At 59.5% G+C, this 19,609-nt stretch carries 16 protein-coding genes and 1 riboswitch; of the genes, 3 read left to right on the top strand and 13 right to left on the bottom strand.

All coding sequences use genetic code 11. The annotated features are described in order from the left end of the window. Positions 1 to 60: 60 nt before the first annotated feature. The 5 genes from NUW46_RS01275 to NUW46_RS01255 all read right to left on the bottom strand — a co-directional run bounded on the left by NUW46_RS01275 (position 61) and on the right by NUW46_RS01255 (position 4,960). Positions 61 to 411, bottom strand: coding sequence for a RidA family protein (locus NUW46_RS01275; protein WP_062783252.1), 351 nt, complete (start codon positions 409 to 411; stop codon positions 61 to 63). Positions 412 to 481: 70 nt separating this feature from the next. Further along, positions 482 to 1,246: an ABC transporter ATP-binding protein gene (locus NUW46_RS01270; protein ID WP_069182615.1), complete on the bottom strand. Its 765-nt coding sequence runs from the start codon at positions 1,244 to 1,246 to the stop codon at positions 482 to 484. After that, positions 1,246 to 2,220: a FecCD family ABC transporter permease gene (locus NUW46_RS01265; protein WP_418141179.1), complete on the bottom strand. Its 975-nt coding sequence runs from the start codon at positions 2,218 to 2,220 to the stop codon at positions 1,246 to 1,248. Before NUW46_RS01265 ends, NUW46_RS01270 begins: the two co-directional genes overlap by 1 nt. Continuing rightward, on the bottom strand, positions 2,207 to 3,091 hold the full coding sequence (locus tag NUW46_RS01260) for a cobalamin-binding protein (protein WP_418141178.1): 885 nt from the start codon (positions 3,089 to 3,091) through the stop codon (positions 2,207 to 2,209). The genes NUW46_RS01265 and NUW46_RS01260 overlap by 14 nt, the downstream gene beginning before the upstream one ends. A 30-nt stretch (positions 3,092 to 3,121) precedes the next feature. Next, the gene (locus tag NUW46_RS01255) at positions 3,122 to 4,960 is read right to left on the bottom strand and encodes a TonB-dependent receptor plug domain-containing protein (RefSeq protein ID WP_418141177.1); all 1,839 of its coding nucleotides are present in this window, start codon (positions 4,958 to 4,960) and stop codon (positions 3,122 to 3,124) included. A 134-nt stretch (positions 4,961 to 5,094) separates the two neighbouring features. Continuing rightward, a riboswitch (cobalamin riboswitch) is annotated at positions 5,095 to 5,318 on the bottom strand. Positions 5,319 to 5,440: 122 nt separating this feature from the next. Here NUW46_RS01255 and NUW46_RS01250 point away from each other — a divergent pair. Then, positions 5,441 to 7,315, top strand: a complete 1,875-nt coding sequence (locus NUW46_RS01250) for a putative nucleotidyltransferase substrate binding domain-containing protein (protein ID WP_153634266.1) — start codon at positions 5,441 to 5,443, stop codon at positions 7,313 to 7,315. Beyond that, on the top strand, positions 7,308 to 8,036 hold the full coding sequence (locus NUW46_RS01245) for a 3'-5' exonuclease (RefSeq protein ID WP_136630657.1): 729 nt from the start codon (positions 7,308 to 7,310) through the stop codon (positions 8,034 to 8,036). The genes NUW46_RS01250 and NUW46_RS01245 overlap by 8 nt, the downstream gene beginning before the upstream one ends. Here the strand turns inward: NUW46_RS01245 and msrB are convergent. From msrB to NUW46_RS01230, 3 genes are all read right to left on the bottom strand, one after another. Next, positions 8,031 to 9,248: a peptide-methionine (R)-S-oxide reductase MsrB gene (gene msrB / locus NUW46_RS01240; protein WP_418141176.1), complete on the bottom strand. Its 1,218-nt coding sequence runs from the start codon at positions 9,246 to 9,248 to the stop codon at positions 8,031 to 8,033. The genes NUW46_RS01245 and msrB overlap by 6 nt on opposite strands. 79 nt (positions 9,249 to 9,327) lie before the next feature. Next, on the bottom strand, positions 9,328 to 10,806 hold the full coding sequence (locus NUW46_RS01235; protein ID WP_418141175.1) for an ATP-binding protein: 1,479 nt from the start codon (positions 10,804 to 10,806) through the stop codon (positions 9,328 to 9,330). Between the two features lie 2 nt (positions 10,807 to 10,808). Continuing rightward, complete coding sequence (locus NUW46_RS01230; RefSeq protein WP_418141174.1) at positions 10,809 to 11,510, bottom strand: response regulator transcription factor; 702 nt, start codon at positions 11,508 to 11,510, stop codon at positions 10,809 to 10,811. 158 nt (positions 11,511 to 11,668) lie between these two features. Between NUW46_RS01230 and NUW46_RS01225 the strand changes: the two genes are divergently transcribed. Beyond that, entirely contained in the window at positions 11,669 to 12,250 is a 582-nt protein-coding gene (locus NUW46_RS01225) for a QsdR family transcriptional regulator (protein ID WP_209399263.1), read from the top strand. Positions 12,251 to 12,400: 150 nt separating this feature from the next. Here the strand turns inward: NUW46_RS01225 and NUW46_RS01220 are convergent, their stop codons facing one another. The 5 genes from NUW46_RS01220 to NUW46_RS01200 form a co-directional block, all read right to left on the bottom strand. Next, entirely contained in the window at positions 12,401 to 13,816 is a 1,416-nt protein-coding gene (locus NUW46_RS01220) for an aldehyde dehydrogenase family protein (protein ID WP_418141173.1), read from the bottom strand. A gap of 10 nt (positions 13,817 to 13,826) precedes the next feature. Then, positions 13,827 to 14,933 (bottom strand): zinc-binding dehydrogenase, encoded by a 1,107-nt coding sequence (locus NUW46_RS01215; RefSeq protein ID WP_153634261.1) that lies wholly within the window; start codon positions 14,931 to 14,933, stop codon positions 13,827 to 13,829. A gap of 71 nt (positions 14,934 to 15,004) precedes the next feature. Next, complete coding sequence (locus NUW46_RS01210; RefSeq protein WP_418141172.1) at positions 15,005 to 16,189, bottom strand: acetyl-CoA C-acyltransferase; 1,185 nt, start codon at positions 16,187 to 16,189, stop codon at positions 15,005 to 15,007. A gap of 169 nt (positions 16,190 to 16,358) precedes the next feature. Further along, positions 16,359 to 18,452, bottom strand: a complete 2,094-nt coding sequence (locus tag NUW46_RS01205) for a 3-hydroxyacyl-CoA dehydrogenase NAD-binding domain-containing protein (RefSeq protein WP_418141171.1) — start codon at positions 18,450 to 18,452, stop codon at positions 16,359 to 16,361. Between the two features lie 287 nt (positions 18,453 to 18,739). Then, positions 18,740 to 19,564, bottom strand: coding sequence for an IclR family transcriptional regulator (locus tag NUW46_RS01200; protein WP_014579059.1), 825 nt, complete (start codon positions 19,562 to 19,564; stop codon positions 18,740 to 18,742). Between the last annotated feature and the right edge of the window lie 45 nt (positions 19,565 to 19,609).

Raw genomic sequence — 19,609 nt, 5'->3', positions numbered from 1 at the left:
TGTCAGAAATAAACGGCAGACTGCACAGCCAGCCGAATCGCCAGATCTTTCCGACTGACCTCAGGACGTCGCGGCAATCACCGAGATTTCCACCAGCAGCTCCGGCGACGCCATCTGAGCCTGAACGCAGGCCCGGGCCGGCGCCGTGCCTTCAGGCACCCAGTTGTCCCACACCTCGTTCAGGGCCTTGAAATCAGCCATGTCTGCCAGGTAGATAGTTGCCGACAGGATTCGATCACGGCTGGAGCCGGCGGTCTCGAGCAGCTCATCCACTTTCTCCAGCATTCCGGTTACCTGGGTACGAATGTCGCCATTCCTGTCTTTGGCAACCTGACCGCAAAGGTAAGCGGTGCCGTTGTGTTTTACGATCTTGCTCATCCGGCTGTTGGTGGAAATACGCTCAATAGTCATGGTGATGGCCTGAATTGGGAATGTAGTGACTATATAACCAGTAACTGAGGCGTGGATAAAGCCTCGCAATCTAGCCCGGCACAAACACCGGAAAGCCATCCAGTTCGGCAGATAGCAAACGCTGACCAAACAGGCTCTCAAGTGCAGAGGTTACCAGCATGTCGCGCGCCGGGCCCCAGCAGGCCTGGCCATCGGGGTACAGGAGGAGGATCTGGTCGCACCATCGGGCGGCCAGGTTCAGGTCGTGCAGGCACATGAAGATTGCCTTGCCCTCCACCGCTTGTTGGCGAAGCAGTTTCATAACGGCGGTCTGGTGCTGTAAATCCAGGTGATTGGTCGGCTCGTCGAGGAGCCAGATTTCCGGGCTTTGGGTCATCAGGGTGGCAATGGCGACCCGTTGGCGTTCGCCGCCGGAGAGGGTGTTCACCAGGCGATCCTTCAGGTGGATGACGTCCAGCGCTTCCAGTGCTTTTTCCGCAATCGCGAGATCCTCGCCACTCTCCATCTGCCAGGGGGATAACCAGGGGTGGCGGCCGATCAGGGCGGTCTCAAGGACCGTGGCCGGGAATCCATCCTGCCGGTCCTGGAATACCAGGCCCATCTGCTGCGAGACGGTCTTGCGGCGGATGTCGTGCAGCGGGGTGTCGTCGAGTAGCAGCTGCCCGCTTCTGGGCTCCCGCAATCCTGCCAGGGTATGCAACAAGGTGGTTTTACCCACACCGTTAGGGCCAAGAACGCCCCAGACCTGCCCGGGCTCTATGGCCAGATTCAGGGGGGCACCTGAGGCTCGCCCGGGAATATCGATCATCAGCGCTTCGGTGGCCAGGCGTGTCATCATCGGCTCCGATACAGCAGGTACAGGAAGGTTGGCACACCGATCAGTGCGGTGATCACGCCCACCGGCAATTGCTCCGGTGCAATCATTACCCGCGCCAGCGTGTCTGCCAGCACCAGCAGCGTGCCGCCGGCCAGTGCGCAGGCCGGCAGAATCAGCCGCTGGTCGTTCCCCAGCGCCAGCCGCAACATGTGGGGCACCACCAAGCCGACAAAGCCAACCGAACCGGCCATGGTGACGGCGGATGCGGTCAGCAGGCTGGCCATCAGGTAAATCGACCATTCCAGTGGCCGCACCGAAACGCCCAACGCCGCCGCCTGCAGGGAACCCCGGGCCAACACGTTCAGGGCCCGGCCCAGCGGAAACACCATCAGGCACACGAGCAAAAGAATAGTCAGTCCCGGCCAGGGCGTGGCTGCGTTGGAAAGATCGCCCATCAGCCAGTACAGCATGCCCGGTAATCGACTGGCCGGGGTCATCGAGAGGATCAGGGTAATGATGGCGCCCCAGCCGGCGGCAACCACCACGCCGGTGAGCAACAGCCGCGAGGGCGTCCAGCTGCCACTGCCGTGGGCCAGACCAAACACCAGCAAGGTGGCCAGCATGGCACCGGCAAACGCGGAGCCGGATACCAGGAAACCGGCAGCGCCGGCCAGCATGGCCAGTAACGCACCCACGGCGGCACCGCCAGACAACCCGAGCACGTAAGGATCGGCCAGGGGATTTCGCAACAACACCTGCATCAATGCCCCGGCTACGGCCAGCAAACCGCCGGTTGCAAAGGCACTCAGGGTGCGGGGCAGACGCAATTCAAGAATCAGCGTTTGCTGAAGTTCAGTGCCACTGCCGGTTATCACTCGCAAAGTGTCTTCAAAACCGATGGCGGTGCTGCCGATACTGACGGAAAGCAGAGCCGCCAGAAACCCTGCCAGCAGCAGAACAAAAAGCGGTTTGTACGGGCTAGAGATTGGCACGGGCCTGCTCCAGGGTCTGGCACAGGTGCCTGGCGCCATCTGCCATACGAAGCGTCGGGCGCGCCAGCAGATCGGGTGGTTCCAGGAAGAGGTTGCCAGCGGCTACCGCGGCAAGGCCCGGGTAGTCTCGCCAGGCCTCAAGCCATTGCCTGTCATCCGACGAGCCGGCCGTGATGATGGCTTCGGGGTTGGCTTCCAGAACCGCTTCCCGACTGATCCGAGGCACCAGCCGTGGCAGCTCGCCAAACACATTCACGCCGCCGCACAGGGTTATGGCTTTGCTGATCAGTTCTTCCCGGTTCACGGTCATCAGGGGCTGCTCCCATATCTGATAGAACACCCTGACCGGTCTGGCATCGGCATACCGGGTTTTCAGTTCGGCCATCTCTGCGCGAAACGCTTCGGCCCGATCATTCCCGAGATCCGGTGAGCCCGTGAGCAACGCCAGATCCGATACTGCCATCGCAATGTCGTCGAAGGTTCGCGGAGCAAGCCAGAGAACAGGAATACCAAGACCCGACAGCCGTTCCAGCTGGCTGCGGGAATTGCCATCCACCCAGGCCACCACCAGGTCCGGTGCCATCGAAACGATCGCTTCGAGGTCCAGACGATTGCTGTCACCCACCTGCGGTAAGTTCTCGGCGTCTGGCGGGTAGTCGCTCCAGGCACTCGCCGCCACGACCTTTTCGCCGGCACCGGCGGAGAACAACAGCTCCGTGGCGCCCGGTGACAGAGAAACAATACGTTGCGCTGGATCGGCCAGGCATACCTTCTGGTTCAGTGCATCGCGTGCGCAGGGTCCCTCGGCCTGCGCCAACGAGGGCGCAAGCAGAGACAATACACACAGTGCAGCGAGCCAGAGGTGCCTCATAGAGGGCGGGAGCCTCTCAGATCAATTAATTTACTGTTGGAAATCATAGCGCACCGAGGCCATGAAGGTTCGTCCGGCGGCCAGATAATCAAAGGGCGCGAAGGTCGCACTGTCATATCCGATGCTGGTGGCATAGCGACGATCCAGCACGTTATCGACCTTGAACGAGGCCGACCAGCCAGGCTGGAAGTTCCAGGCCGCTCTCAGGTCTACCGTGCCATAGCCCGGCAGCAGGCTGGTATTTGCCGCATCATTGTAGCGGTCACTCTCAGCAATAAAGCTGGCGCCTACAGACCACTGTGAGAACAGGCGATCGATATCCAGACGCAGGTTCTTTTCCGCGCGGCGTGGTAAACGGGCGCCGGTATCGCGGTTCTCGGTATCCGCGTAGGTTACTGCTGCCGCCAGATTCCAGTCAGCCGTCTCGATACCGGAAGAAACCTCAACGCCACGGATTCTTGCCGTCTCGACGTTTTCCATGGTGCCCTCAAAGGTCACCGGGTCAGACACGTAGGTAATCAGGTCTTTCACGTCGTTCTGATAAAGCGCAATGTCCCAGTACCACTGGTCATATCGCCCGGAGAAACCGGCTTCGACCATCTGCCCCTCTTCCGCATCGAGGTCAGGATTACCGGTGTAGAACGGCACCGTCAGGTAAAGGTCATTAAAGGTGGGTGCCCGGAACGATGTCGCATAGCTGAGGCGAAAGCGATGGGCGCGGTCCAGCTGGTGACCGAAGGCCACACCGCCAGTCTCCTCTTTGCCATAGGCCTCGTTGTCATCCAGACGCAGACTGAGCATCAGATCGGTGGCATCAAAGTTCAAACGGCCCTGACCGAAAACCGCGCTGTTGGTCCGGCTGTCCTCTGTGAAGTTACTGGTGCCATCGACTTCGTCAATCATGACCTCCGTACCCAGAACCAGCTCATGAACACCGGCCGTCAGGGTGTTTTCCCAGCGCGCGGAGCGAGACAGGGTGTCGAACGTGCTGGGATTGGCTCCGAAGGTATCCTGTTCGTCACGGGCTTCCGAGAACTGGATCCGTGTGCGCCAGTAGTCACTGGCAACCGCTTCCAGATGCAGCCCCATGGCACGGATCAGGAAATCGGTATCACCGCCTTCAAACTCGGTATTACCTTCAGACTGGAACACCGTCAGCCCTGCGCCGCCGCCCTGGTCAAAACTGTGGCTCAGTTTGGCCAGGCCACCAGCGTTCCGGAATCCTTTGTCTTCGCCGCCAGCACGCAAGTTCGTGCCATCGGTATCCGAATAAACGCCACCGGCCAGGAACGACGAACGGCCTTCCCGGCCAGCCAGTCCGGCCGTTACCTCACGGGTTTCATGGGAACCGCCTTTCAGCTCGCCCCAACCCTGGCGCCCGGCCTCGGGTTCCAGGGTAAACGCCTGGATGACACCACCCACCGCATCGGCACCGTAGAGGGAGCTCTTCGCGCCCCGCACCAGCTCAACCCGCTCCATCAACTCGGGAGGCAAAAACTGCCAGGGTGGGATACCCGCAGAGGCAGAGCGCAAGCGGATACCATCGAGAAGCAGCACGGTACCCGAGCTGCCCGCGCCGCGCAGGAACACGCTGGTGGTCTTGCCGTAGCTGCCGTCCGATACCACGTTGATCCCCGGCTGGGCGCGCAGCAGGTCGCGGAATTCCGCGGGCTGTTGCCGATCAATATCCTCTTTCTCGATGACCGTCACTGAAGACAGGCTCTCGCCAACGGTCTTGGGGCCCAGTGTCGCGGTCACCACGATCGGATCCAGGGCATCGGATTCTGGAGAAGACTGGGCCGAAACGGCCAGAGGCAGGGCGGCCAGGGAAACGCCGGCCAACAAAACAGGGCATTGAATTCTGAACATAGAGCTTGCTCCGCACTCCGCGCGCACCCGCACGGGAATCTGGTTTTCGTTGCGGAACAGGGAGTAGGGGCAGGCGGTAGACTGGCAACAGAAAAGCGGAACCGGCATATCACCCACCCAGGTTGCCCACCGCAACATCGGGTGTTTTTCCAGGCCGGTCTCCGGGCTGGCAGGCGGAACCTGGGGTTCCCGGGCAATCACCTTCCCATGTCGTGGCGACACAGTGGCGCATAGATTGCCGTTGTCCTGCTTACCGTTGCGGGGGCAGCATCGGACTTGCACTGGCTGTGCCAGGCTCACCGATTTCCCGTTTCACCCGTCGCGCTTTGCGACGGACACCTGAAAAAAGTGTGGCAAGGCTAGCAACACCGGGGTAACCGGTCAATGAAATCCATCAAAGGTCGACATGGTCGCAGGCCTCTGCCACTGCTATATTCCTTGACTGACAATCACTTTTTCTTCGCCAGAACAGGGAGTTTTATGCAGGCCGAGCTGGTCGACATCCGCAATCACATGGCTCAATACCCGCCGTTCGACGAGATGACCGAGGAACTGCTCGACCGGGTGGTTGGCGACATAGAGGTTGTTTACTTCAAGGCCGGGAGTCAGATTCTGGAACTGGGTGATCCCAGCAGCTGGCTGTTCTACGTACGCAGTGGTGCAGTAGAGATCTATCGGCGCACCGGAGAACTCTACAACCGGATCAGCGAGGGTGAAGTCTTCGGCCAGTTTGGCCTGCTGATGAACCGGAAAGTTCGCTTTCCCGCCAAAGCCCTCGAAGACGTTCTGCTGTACAAGATTCCTTACGATACGTTCCAGTACCTCTGGGAAAACGACGACAACTTTGCCGATTTCGTTGAGATCGAGGACCGAAGCCGCCTGCGCTCCGCTGTATCCCGGCGGGAAAAATCCAACCAGCTCATGACCTCCAAGGTCACCCGGCTGATTTCCCGGGAGCCGGTGTCCGCCCCCCACACCGTCCGACTGCAGGAAGCAGCGCGGATTATGACCGAGCACGGCGTCTCGGCACTGCTGCTGATGGACGAGGAGGGCGACAAGCCCTTGCTCAAGGGCATCATCACCGACCGCGACCTGCGCACCCGGGCCCTCAGCGAGGCATTAGCCTCCGAAACGCCTATCAGCGAGATCATGTCGGAGGATCTGATCACCATCCGTTCGAACATATTCATCTTCGAGGCCATGCTCACCATGCTGCACAACAATGTGCACCACCTGCCGGTGATGGATGGTGATGAGGTTCGCGGCGTCATTGCGCTGTCTGACATCGTGAAGTACGAGAGCCAGAGCAGCCTTTACCTGGTCAGCAACATCTACCACCAGCAGGATGTGAAAGGCCTGAAGAAAATCAGCCTGGATGTGCGGGACAGCTTTGTTCGCATGGTGAACGAAGACGCCAACTCCCACATGATTGGCAGTGCCATGGCCGGGATCGGGCGCAGCTTTACCCAGCGCCTGCTGGCCCTGGGCGAGGAGAAACTCGGGCCGCCACCCGTGCCCTATTGTTTTATGGCGCTGGGGTCCATGGCGCGGGACGAACAGCTGGTTGTTACCGACCAGGATAACGCCATGATTCTGGATGACAGCTTCGTGCCGGAAGAGCACGATGAGTACTTCCTGGCACTGGCGAAATTTGTCAGCGATGGCCTTGCGGAGTGCGGCTACACCTACTGCACCGGCGACATCATGGCCACCAACCAGAAATGGCGGCAGCCACTGCGGGTCTGGAAGGACTACTTCACCGACTGGATTGATAACCCCAAGGCCGAAGCCTTGTTAAACAGCAACATCTTCTTTGATCTGGACGGTATCTACGGGGAAACCGACTTTGCCGAACAACTGAAAACTCTGGTGGCCGAAAAGGCCAGCAACAGCCAGCGGTTCCTGGCAATGCTGGCCCGCAATGCCCTGAACCGCACGCCCCCGATCGGCTTTTTCCGGACTTTCGTGCTGGAAGAAGATGGCAAGCACCAGAAGACCTTCAACCTGAAACGTCGGGGTACGGCGCCCCTGTCAGACCTGATCCGGGTTCACGCCCTGGCCTGCGGCTCCCGCGCACAGAACTCGTTCGAGCGTCTGAAAGCCATCGGCAACACCAAGCTGCTGCTGGAGGACGATCTGGGCAACCTTCGGGACGCCCTGGAGTTCATCTCCATTGTGCGTATTCGGCACCAGGCCCTGGCCATCGAGGCGGACCGACAGCCGGACAACAACGTTCGGCCCGAGGACCTTTCACCGTTTGAGCGCAGCCACCTGAAAGACGCCTTCCAGGTGGTCAGCGGTGCCCAGAAGTTCCTGAAATTCCGGTATCACGCCACGGTGGCTCGTAATGTCTAGTGAGGAGCAGGCCGGGAATTCTGTTACACGCCTGCCATGGCCCGAGCAGTTCGAAGCCCTGGCTGAGCAAAGCAAGTCACCGATTCTGAAAGCCTTTTACGAAAGCGGGTGTGTGTCGCCGGAGACGCCCATGTCCGACGTGCCTTTTGTCGCGCTCGATTTCGAGACGACCGGCCTGGACGCCAGTCAGCATTCGATTGTCAGTATCGGCCTGGTGCCGTTCACCCTCGATGGCATCCAGTTGGGAAAGGCCCGCCACTGGATCGTGCGGCCCAAGCTTCCGTTGCACCAGACCTCAATCACGATTCACGGCATTACCCACAGTGATATCGACCAGGCACCCGATATGAAAGATATCCTGAAGGACCTGTTTGCCTGCCTGAACGGTCGTATTCCCGTGGTCCACTACCGCAACATCGAGAGATCGTTCTTTGACGTCGCACTGCGATGGCGACTCGGGGAAGGCATCCGGTTTCCGTTAATCGATACCATGGCCATCGAGGCTCACCTGCACCCGGACCGTAATCCGTCACGCTGGCAAAGATTGCTCGGTAAAAAGCCCGTATCCATTCGACTGGCAGACAGCCGGCTGCGTTATGGGCTGCCTCATTATGCTGCCCATAACGCCCTGATTGATGCGGTGGCAACGGCCGAGCTCTTGCAGGCCCAGGTGTTGCACCATTTCAGCCGGGAGACCCGTATCGGGGATCTCTGGCTATGATGCCGGCTTGACGTCGTCGATCCACTTGCCATAGCCGGCCTCTTCCATGTTTTCCAGCGGAATGAAGTCCATTGCCGCGGAATTCATGCAGTAGCGCAGCCCGGTTGGCGCCGGACCATCGTTGAAGACATGCCCAAGGTGGGAGTCCGCGTGAACGCTACGGATTTCCGTGCGGGTCATGAAGAACGAATTGTCTTCACGTTCCACCACTGCATCAGGGGTGATCGGCCGGGTAAAGCTGGGCCAGCCGGTGCCGGATTTGTACTTGTCGCGGGATGAGAACAGGGGTTCGCCCGAGACAATATCCACGTAAAGCCCTGGCTTCTTGTTGTCCCAGTACTTGTTATTGAACGCAGGCTCGGTGCCGTCTTCCTGTGTAACCTCGTACTGCATATCGGTCAGGCGCTGTTTCAGCGCCTCCTGGCTCGGCTTTTCAAAGCTTTCCTGGTCAAAGCCACTGCCCATCTGGCCGGATTGTTTATTGCCGCTGTCACTGCCCACCAGGTTGTCACTGGCATCCACCGTGGCGTTCTCCTGGAAACGGGTGTAATCAAGCTCGTAGTCTTCACCATACACCTTCTCGATAAACTGGTAGCGGCCAGAGTTGAAGGTGTAGAAGTTGTAACGCACCGGGTTCTTGTCGTAGTAATCCTGGTGGTATTCCTCGGCCTCATAGAACTTCTCAAATGGCACGATTTCAATCACCACGGGCTTCTCGTAAACGCCGGAAGCCTCTAACTCTGCAACGGCTTCCTCGGCCAGGCGCTTCTGCTCGGCGTTGTGGTAGAAAATAGCGGGCCGGTACTGCTGGCCTCGGTCCACGAACTGGCCCTGATTATCGGTCGGGTCCATCATCCGCCAGAGCGCTTGCAACAGCCCCTCGTAGGTCATTTCGTTCGGGTCGTAATAGACTTGTACCGCTTCGGTGTGGCCAGTCTGCCCCGAGGCCACCTGCTTATAGGAAGGATTTGCCTCGTCCCCGCCGGCATAGCCGGAGACAGCTTCCACCACGCCCGGCACCCGTTTCTCGTACCCGGCTTCGACACACCAGAAACAACCGCCAGCAAAGGTTGCCACCGCCAGACCTGGCTGATCCGGTGCATACTTGCTCATCTGCGACTTCGACTTTTCGGCAATCGCGTTGGTGGTGACAAGTCCGGCGACAGAGACCAGCGCCAGTGCCGAAAAAATACCCACAATCTTGCGTTTCATCAGACTTCTCCTTAACGTGATTCCATTCCTAAAGCGTAAGGTCGCGGATTCACGAAAACGTTCATCAGGTGTTACGAATTCATAACGTTGTGGATTTTTCGGCGGCCAGGGGGAGCCAGACCGTGAACACGGCCCCATCGGCGTTGCGAACAGAGAGTTTTCCCTGCTGCAGTGACACCATTCTCTGGGCGATGGCCAGGCCAAGGCCGGCATGTCCTGTTCGGGAAGCCCCAGTAGCCTGATAGAAAGGTTCGAAGATGTGTTCCAGGTCCTCATCATTGATGCCGGGCCCGGCGTCCGCGACAGTGATCATGGCATCGCCCTCCCCTTCGCCAACGCCCAGCGTAATCGCCGAGTTCTTTGGCGAATGGCTGATGGCGTTGCTGATCAGGTTATCCAACACTCGCTCGGTCATGGCAATGTCCGCCAGCACCTGGACCGGCGCCACGGAGACAATCGAGAGCTCAACACCCGCGCGCTCCGCCTCAGGCTGATGTTTCTGCACCACATCATGTAGGAGTTCGGCAACCACAAACGGTTCCGTCTTCGGCTGCTTTTCCCGGGCATCCAACGCCGCAAGCTCGAACAGTTCCTCCACCAGGCGACCGAGCCTGTGACTCTCGGCCAGGGCCACATCCAGGAACCGGGCACGCTCATCGGCGCCAAGCGTGCCCTGTTTCAGCCTCAAGGCTTCGATATAACCCTGAATGGACGCCAGGGGCGTTCGCAAATCATGGGAGACCTGGGCAACCAGTTGGCGGCGCTGGGCATCCTTGTGCTTCAGTAGATCCAGCTGGGCAACAATCCGCTGCGCCATCTGATCAAACCGGGCGGCCAGGTAATCAATGTCATCACCCTTGCCAGCAACCGCCGTAGTGCTCTCCGGAGACATTCCCCGCTCGAAGGATTCTACCCTTTCGGTCAACCGAGACAGCCGACGCGTCAGCAGCCGGAAAAACACCAGGCCGGCCAGCAAACCGACGAACAGGCTCACCGCCAGCGCGCCTGCGCCCATCTGCAGGAGGCGGTTACTGTGCACCATGCTCTCGGCCAGATCGTATTCCTCGCCCCGCAGAACCACATAGAGGTAGCCTGACGGGTTTTCAGCCGATGGAACGGGCGTTACCGAAAAGACCTTTCGCCGGTCGTGGCTGCGCGGGTCATCACCGGGAAGCGGATAGGCGTCAGGGTTTTCGATCAGGGTCCGGATTGGTTCCAGGGACACGCGGTTGCGCTTGATCCTGGCCGGATCCGCAGAGTAGGAGAGGATGTTGCCGTCGGTATCCAGCAGATAGATCTCGATGCTCGGATTGATCGTCATGTACAGCTCGAACAGCTGCTTCAGGGCGTCCCGATTGAGCTCACCGTCGGTGACCAGGTTGCGGTCCGACACCAGATTACGGGCAAGATCCCGGTTCAGTTGCTGGTTCACCGCGGCCGAGTATTCCCGCACCGAAGACAGGCTCAGAAAGGTGAAGAGGCCTCCTACCACCAGCAACAACAGGAACAGACCAATGGCCAGCCGGGCATAGAGGGTTCTGAAGACAGACAGCGCCATGATCAATCCATGAACCGATAGCCAACGCCCCAGACCGTCTGGACATATCGGGGCTCGGCGGGGTCGGCTTCAATCTTGTTGCGAAGGCGGTTGATATGGGTGTTCACGGTGTGCTCGTAGCCCTCATGGTTGTAGCCCCAGACGGCATCAAGCAACTGGGCCCGGCTGAAAACCCGGCCCCGATGGGAGGCAAAGTGCCAGAGCAGGTCGAACTCGCGGGCGGTCAGGTCCACCTCCTTCTCATCGACAAAGACCCGCCGGCGAACCGGGTCGATTTTTAGCCCGTCCACCTGAATCTCTTCAACTGCCTTGCTTGCGGACGAGCCCTGAGAGAGTGCGTCTACACGTCGGAAAAGCGCTTTGATGCGGGCTGCCAGCTCCGCCACGCTGAAAGGTTTCGTCAGGTAATCGTCCGCGCCCATTTCCAGGCCCAGAACCCGATCCAGTTCCGTGCTTTTTGCCGTCAGCATCAGAACAGGCACATAGCCCGGGCAGGCACGAATCTCCCGGCACACGGCGAGACCATCCAGGCCGGGCAGCATCAGATCCAGGATCACCAGATCGATGCCACCCTCACGGAACCGCTCCAGACCGGTATCACCCCGGTCCATCAGAACCGCCTTCATACCCAGATCTGACACCTGCATACGCACCAGCTCACCGATGCCGGGATTGTCTTCGATAATCAGTACCGTTCGTGTCATCGTAAGGGGCTCACTGCCTTCCCTGTATCGTTCGTTGCGTTCAGAGCAGAGTGTAGGCGGAAAAGTTCACAAAACCATCACGACCTTTGGAAACCGCCCACATAGCCGGCTCCGGGTTTAGCCGTTAAAATGAATCCAAATTCGGGCATGAGGTTTCAGTGGCAGACAAAACCGTAACCAGGGCAACACCGGCCGAGGCGTTCAAGCGGGCACGTCGCATGTGGCTCAAGGGTGAACGCATTCACCTGGCGCCGCTGGCCGATGAACTCGGAATTGGCCGGGCTACCCTGTTTCGCTGGGTGGGCAACAAGGATCTGCTGGTCGGCGAGATTCTCTGGTCTCTGTACGAACCTCTCTGGCGACAGGCCATGACGGAGACACCTGGCGTCGGTGTGGACTATATCGTCGGCGTATACCGACGCACCAACTCCACCATCCTGCGTTTCGAGCCGCTGCGCCGTTTTATCAACCAGGACCCGGAATACGCCCTGAAGATCCTTACCTCGTCCCAGTCGATCCTCCACACCCGTACAGTGGAGACCAACACGCGGATGCTGAAAGACCAGGTAGCAGCCGGTCACATCAAGCCGCCAATGAACATCTTCAGCCTGTCTTACTTCATGATTAGACTGGCAGAATCCTGCCTGTACAGCGACATCATCGCTGGGCGCGAACCAAGGGAGGCCGAATTGGAGGATGCCTGTACGGCCGTGCGGATTTTGCTGGGAGGAAAAGCGTAGAGCGGATAACTCAGAACTCGCTCAGGTCCGGGGTGGGGTGCCTTTTCTGGCGGGAAAAAATGTCTGAGCAAAGCGAGTTGTTTTTCCCAGAAGAAAAGGTACCCCACCTCGGGCCCAGCCCGCGTCTCAGCAGGCCAGGCACATAGGCGTTTACAGCTGAAGCGACCGAACTTCCAGAAACTCCTCCAGGCCCCATTTGCCGAATTCACGGCCAATACCGGAATGGCCGAAGCCGCCGAACGGTGCCATCGGGTTAAACGCACCACCGTTGACGAATACCTGGCCAGTGCGCAGCTTGCTGGCGATTTTCTTGGCCTTGGCATCGTCGCCAGACCAGACCGCACCGGATAGCCCGTACTGGGTGCCGTTGGCAATTTTCACCGCTTCGGCTTCATCGTTGTAGGGAATAACGCACAGCACCGGCCCGAAGATTTCCTCCTGGGCGATGCGGCTGTCCGGCTTGACGTTACCGAAGACGGTCGCCTTGACGAAGTAACCTTTCTCGCATCCCTCGGGCGCTTCCGGGCCACCGGCGATGAGCTTGGCGCCTTCCTCGATACCCAGCTTGATGTACTCGATGACCTTGTCACGCTGCTGCGCAGAGGACAGCGGGCCCAAGCGGGTGGTTTCTTCCAGCGGATTACCCGGGGTCATTTTGGCCGCGGCCGCGGCGGCCAGTTCGCAGGCCTCGTCGTGCTTGTCGGCCGGAACCAGCATGCGGGTGAGTGCGGTGCAGGTCTGACCGGAATTCAGCAGGCAGTTGTTGATGGTGCCTTTGACGGCTGCCGCGAGGTCCGCGTCCGGGAGGATCACAGAGGCCGATTTACCACCCATTTCCAGGGCATAACGCTTGAAGTCATCGGCAGCGGCATGGGCAATCAGGTTGCCGGTGCGGGTGGAACCGGTGAAGGACACCATGCGCACATCCGGGTGTTTGATCAGGGTATCGCCCGCGGTGTGGCCATAGCCGCACACCATGTTGAAGACGCCCTTGGGCAAGTCGGTGCCATCGAGGATCTCGGCGAGGATAAACGCCGTCTGGGGGGCGATCTCGGAAGGCTTGAGCACTACGGTGCAACCGGCGGCAATCGCCGGGACGATTTTCAGGATCACCTGGTGCAGCGGGTAGTTCCAGGGGGTAATGCAGCCAACCACACCCACCGGGGTGTACTGCACCTCGGAGTTGCCGGACTGTTCGGTAAACGGGTAGTCGGGCAGCAGTTTCAGGTAGCTCTTGGTCACTGCAGCCGGCATGCCGGCCTGGATCGGCGTGGCCAGTTTGATGGGCATGCCCACTTCCCGGCAGACGGTCTCGGCAATTTCCGGCGCGCGCTCTTTCAGGCCCGCGTGCAGCTGCTCCAGCACCTTGATCCGCTCGTCCAGGGAGCTTTCCGACCAGCTTTCGAAAGCGGCATCCGCGGCGGCAATGGCCTGTTCCATTTCATCCGCGCCAGCGGCGGGAACGCGAGCAATCACCTCGCCTGTGCCCGCTTCGTGAACGTCGATCATGTCACCGGCCCAGCTCACCCACTGGCCGTTGATGTAGTTCCTGTTCAGCTCGTTCATGCTTCCCCCTTCATTCAAATACGATAACGCCTCGGGCGTTCTTTCCTGCCACCATATCATCGAACGCCTGCACGGCGTCCTCTATGGGGTAGGTTCGGGTAACCAGTTCGTCCAGCTTGAGTTTACCAGCCTTGTAAAGACCCAGGATTCTGGGGAAATCGTGCTGTGGACGGGCCGAACCCAGCCAGCTGCCTTTCAGGGTGCGCTCATCGGCGGGCAGAGTGAGCGTGGTCAGCGAGGTCTTGTCCTTCGGATCTGCTACGCCCACCACCACAGCGGTACCACCACGGCCGAGACTCTTGTACGCCTGTTCCACCACTGGCCCGGCACCGACGCATTCGAAGGCGTAGTCGACGCCACCAGTCATTTTTTTCACGGCCTTGGCGGCGTCTTCCACCTCGTTGATATTCACGGTGTGGGTGGCGCCGAACTCTTTGGCCATCGCCAGCTTGGCGGGGTTGCTGTCTACCGCCACGATCATCTCGGCGCCAGCGGTCACGCAGCCCTGAATGGCGTTAAGGCCAACGCCGCCGATGCCAAACACAGCCGCCCGGGAACCAGGTTCCAATTTTGCGGTGTTGAAAACAGCACCGACACCGGTCATCACGGCACAGCCTACCAGGGCGGCGTTCTGCATCGGCACGGTTTCATCCACTTTGACGCAGTTGTCCACGTGCATGGTGGCGAACTCCGCCATCACGCCGCAGGCGCCAAAGACGTTCAGGGGCTCGCCGTCCGCGCCTTTGGTTCGCACCGTCCCATCCGGCAGGTTGAACATGGCCTTGCGGGCGTTTTCGCAGAGAACCGGGCGGCCACGGGCACACTGGCTGCATTTGCCGCACATGGAGATGAAAGTGCTCACCACATGGTCGCCTTCCTTGAAGGCCGTGACGCCCTCACCGACTTCGACAACCACACCGGCGGCTTCGTGCCCTAATACCAGGGGAGGCGGGTAGGGAATCTTGCCGGTCGTGGCAGACAGATCGCTGTGGCAGACGCCGCAGGCCGCGATCTTGATGGTGATTTCATCCCGCTTGGGGCCTTCCACCGTAATCGTCTCCACCTGAACAGGCTGGCCCCATTCCCGGCAGACGACGGCTTTTGCTTGTCTGTCCATGTTTCTCCCCTTTAGGTGAACAAGGGGTCAGAAAAACGCTTTTTCTGGCCCCGATTTCATACAGGTCGGCTTCAAACCACTTCGAACAAGCCGGCAGCACCCTGACCGCCGCCGATGCACATGGTAATCACCACGTATTTCGCGCCCCGGCGCTTGCCTTCAATCAGCGCGTGGCCTGTTTGGCGGGCGCCGGTGACACCGAAGGGATGACCGATAGAGATCGAACCACCGTTTACGTTCAGCTTCTCCATGGGAATGCCCAGGCGGTCACGGCAGTAAATCACCTGGGACGCGAAGGCTTCGTTCAGCTCCCACAAATCGATGTCGTCCATGGTCAGACCATTGCGCTCGAGCAGGCGCGGAATCGCGAACACCGGGCCGATGCCCATCTCATCCGGCTCGCAGCCTGCAACAGCAAAGCCGCGAAAAATCCCCATGGGTTCGATGTTGTGCTTCTCGGCGTAGGTGCTGTTCATCACGGTGCATACCGAGGCGCCGTCCGACAGCTGGCTGGCATTGCCCGCCGTGATGAACTGCTCCGGGCCACGCACCGGTTCCAGACCCGCCAAGCCCTCAAGCGTGGTGCTCGGGCGATTGCATTCGTCCCCGGTCAGGGTCACCTGCTTTTCACTGACCTCACCGGTTTCCTTGTCCTTCACCAGCATGGTGGCATCGAAAGGCACAATCTCATCGTCAAACTTGCCAGCCTGCTGGGCCGCCGCCGTGCGCTGCTGGGAAATCAGCGAATACTCATCCTGGGCTTCACGGCTGACGTTGTAGCGTTTGGCCACAATATCCGCCGTTTCGATCATGGAAAGGTACAGTTCCGGCTTGTTCTTCATCAGCCACTCGTTGGTGGCGTGGAAACTGTTAATCTTCTCGTTCTGCACGAGTGAAATGGATTCAACGCCACCAGCTACCATGGCCGGCACCTTCTCTGACACAACCCGCTGGGCGGCCAGGGCAATGGACTGCAACCCCGAGCTGCAGAACCGGTTGATGGAAAAACCGGCGGTGGTCACCGGTAGACCAGCGCGAATGGCCGCCAGACGGGCAATATTCCGGCCCTGGGCGCCTTCCTGGAAAGCTGCACCCATGATCACATCTTCAACGATGGCCGGATCAATGCCCGCGCGTTCAACAGCGTGTTTGATAACGTGACCCGCCATATCCACGCTGTGAGTGTTGTTCAAAGAGCCCCGGTAGGATTTGGCAAGGCCGGTGCGGGCGGTGGAAACGATAACGGCTTCAGACATGATAATGCCCTCAATTTGAGAAATTGTAGTTGAGATCAGGCCAAGCACTCAGCTAAGCCGGTCTGGGGGCGGGGTGCCTTTTCCGCCGGGAAAAGATGTCTGAGCGAAGCGAGTTGCTTTTCCCAGAGGAAAAGGCACCCCGCCCCCAGACCAGCCCCTATGTCAGATGTTACAAGTCAGCAAATTTACGGCCGTCAGCAACCAGCTTCTCGAGCAGAGCCGCCGGCTCCCACTGCTCGCCACCAACGGTATCCTGGTACTTCTTCACCGCCGAAAGAATGGAGTCCAGACCTTCCTGATCGGCCCAGAACATGGGACCACCGCGATAAGCCGGGAAGCCGTAACCGTAGATCCAGACGATGTCGATATCCAGCGGACGATCGGCAATGCCTTCCTCCAGGATCTTGGCGCCTTCGTTGATCATCACATACATGCAGCGCTCCAGGATTTCCTGGTCGGTGATCTCCCGCGGCGTGATTCCCTGCTCCTTGCGGAACTCCTCGATCAGCTGCTCCACCTCCGGATCCGGAATCGGCTTGCGGCTGCCTTCCTCATACTTGTATACACCTGCCTGGGTCTTCTGACCAAGACGGCCCTGTTCGGCGAGTTTGTCCATCCAGCTTGCAGGAATGTTCTCGCCCGACTTGCGACGCTCTTCGCGAATGCGGTACCCAACATCAATCCCGGCCAGATCGGACATGGCGAACTGCCCCATGGGGAAGCCGAGATCGGTCAGCACCTTATCGACCTGTTGCGGTGTGGCGCCCTCGTCTACAAGCGACATGGCTTCGGTGCCGCGCTTGTGGAGCATCCGGTTGCCGACAAAGCCGTAGCAGTTGCCCACCATGACACCGACTTTCTTGATCTTCTTGGCAACCGCCATCACCGTGGCTTTGACTTCATCGGAAGTCTTGCTGCCACGCACGTTCTCCAGCAGCTTCATCACATTGGCCGGGCTGAAGAAGTGCATACCCACCACGTCTTCCGGGCGCTTGGTGGCGGACGCAATCTCGTCGATATCCAAGGTTGAGGTATTGGACGCCAGAATCGCACCCGGCTTGCACACCTCGTCGAGCTTGGCAAAGATTTCCTTCTTGATAGCCATGTTCTCGAACACCGCCTCGATCACCAGATCAACATCCCGGAAATCGTCGTAGGTCAGGCTCGGGGTGATCAGCGCCATGCGCTGCTCCACCTGCTCCTGGGTCAACTTGCCCTTTTTAGCGGAGTTCTCGTAGTTACGGCGGATGATGGCCAGGCCCTTGTCGAGAGCCTCCTGTTTTACCTCGACGATGGTGACCGGAATGCCCACGTTGACGAAGTTCATGGCGATACCGCCACCCATGGTGCCGGCACCGATGATGCCAACGCTCTTTACGTCACGAACCGGCGTATCCTTCGGCAGCCCCTTGACCTTGGACACCTCACGCTCGCCAAAGAACGAGTGGATCAGGCCAGCGCGCTGGGGCGACTCCATGCACTCCATGAACAGCTCCCGCTCGCGCTTCATGCCTTCGTCAAACGGCAGATTGAACGCCGCTTCAATTGCGTCGACACACTTGAACGGGGAGAACAGGCCCCGGGCACGCTTCTTCAGTTCGTCACGGAACTGGTCAAAGACATCGCTGCCTTTGTCCGCCTCGATCTTGTCGGTGATATCGCGAACACGACGCACAGGCTTGCCTTCATCGACCACTTTCTGCGCATAGGCCATGCCGACAGCGCGAATATCGTCGCCATCTTCCACAGCATCAAGAATGCCGAGGGCCAGCGCGTCGTTGGCGCCGACAAATTCACCGGTGGTGATCATTTCCAGCGCTTTTTGGGCACCGGTCAGGCGCGGCAGCCGCTGGGTGCCGCCTGCACCGGGCAGCAGGCCCAGCTTCACTTCCGGCAGACCCACTTTGGCGCTGCTGACGGCAACCCGGTAGTGGCAACTCAATGCGGTTTCCAGACCACCGCCCAGTGCCGTGCCGTGGATCGCTGCAACCAGCGGCTTGTCGCTGTTTTCAAAGGTGTTGACGAGCGTCGGCAGCGTGGGCTCCTGCATGGGTTTGCCAAATTCGCGAATGTCGGCGCCGGCGATAAAGGTGCGCCCTTCGCAAACCAGCAGCAGTGCCTTAGCCTCGGTATCTTTCTGGCCCTGTTCCAGGGCTGCGAGCAGACCGGAACGAACAGCCTGGCCGAGGGCATTGACCGGCGGGTAGTTCACGGTAATAACGCCGATGTTGCCTTCCCGGTTATAGCTAACGACCTCAGACATGATTTCTCCTCGCATTCTTTCTGAAATGTGGTTTTAACTAGCGAAACATTCGTACGATTTAATAGAAGTTCGTTGGTGGTTTCAACCTACCATTAAACTACAGGCACAAAAAAACCGCAGGGGTTCCTCTGCGGTTTTTTGGTTTGGAGTTTGTCGGGAGGCAGCGAGTAGGCCCTACAGAAACACGCTGTGAATACGTCCTTGTACGCTCGGCTCCGCCATCCATGGCTCCGCACGGTTTCTGTAGGGCCTACTCGCCACCTCCCTTCGTAACTTCACCGGTGTCATCAAACACCCAAAGATTCGATATCGCCCGCCAGCATTGCTAGCTGGTGGGCAATGGAACCACGAAGCTTTTCGGCAGGCACCAGGTAAGAGGGTGCAGCACAGGTCAGGGCCATGATAGTGCCGTCCTGCAGGTGGATGGGCACGCCGGCGGAGTTGATGTTGCGGTCCCACTCGCCAATGGACAGGCAGAAGCCGTGCTCCTTGTAATCCTTCATGGCCTGATCGAGGCCGGCCTTTTTCTCGGGCCAGTCGTCTCCGAATTTGGCAGCCATGGCGTCGTCGATGACCAGGCGGGCCTTGTCGCTGATGGCACAGTAGTAGGCGCGGCCGGCCGAGGTGGTGGCCATGGGCAGTTTCAGGCCGATGTCCATGCGCAGCAGTGAGGCCTCCGGTGGCAGGCGGTTTTCCACGTAGATCATGTGCAGCCGGTCCCGGCAGGTCAGCCCCACGGACATATTGGTCTGGCGGGCAAATTCGTCCATGTAGGGCTTGGCCAGTTGGCGAACCTTGAGGTTGGAGACATAGGCGTAACCCAGTGCCAGAACGCCGGAGCTCAGCTGATACTTCTCCAACTGGGTGTTGTAGCTGAGGTATCCAAGCTTGGTGAGGGTGTAGGTCATCCGCGACACAGTGGGCTTGGGCAGCCCGGTTATCCGTGCGATGTCCTGGTTACCCAGGATGACAGGCCCCTGGCTGAAGGCGCGTAGCACGTCCAGCCCCCGGGACAGGGCTTCGACGAACTTGCGGTCTTTTTCCGGCTTCACCGGCTCACCGTCAGTGGATGCCACTTTCAGCTCGGGTGAGATCTGCTTTTTTCCTGCCATAATGGGACGTCCTCCAACCGCGTCGCCCGCTCCGGTAACCGGTGT

Origin of the sequence: Marinobacter sp. MA, assembly GCF_048298425.1 — a bacterium.
Classification (GTDB): domain Bacteria; phylum Pseudomonadota; class Gammaproteobacteria; order Pseudomonadales; family Oleiphilaceae; genus Marinobacter; species Marinobacter salsuginis.
This window is presented reverse-complemented; position numbering and strand designations above follow the sequence as displayed.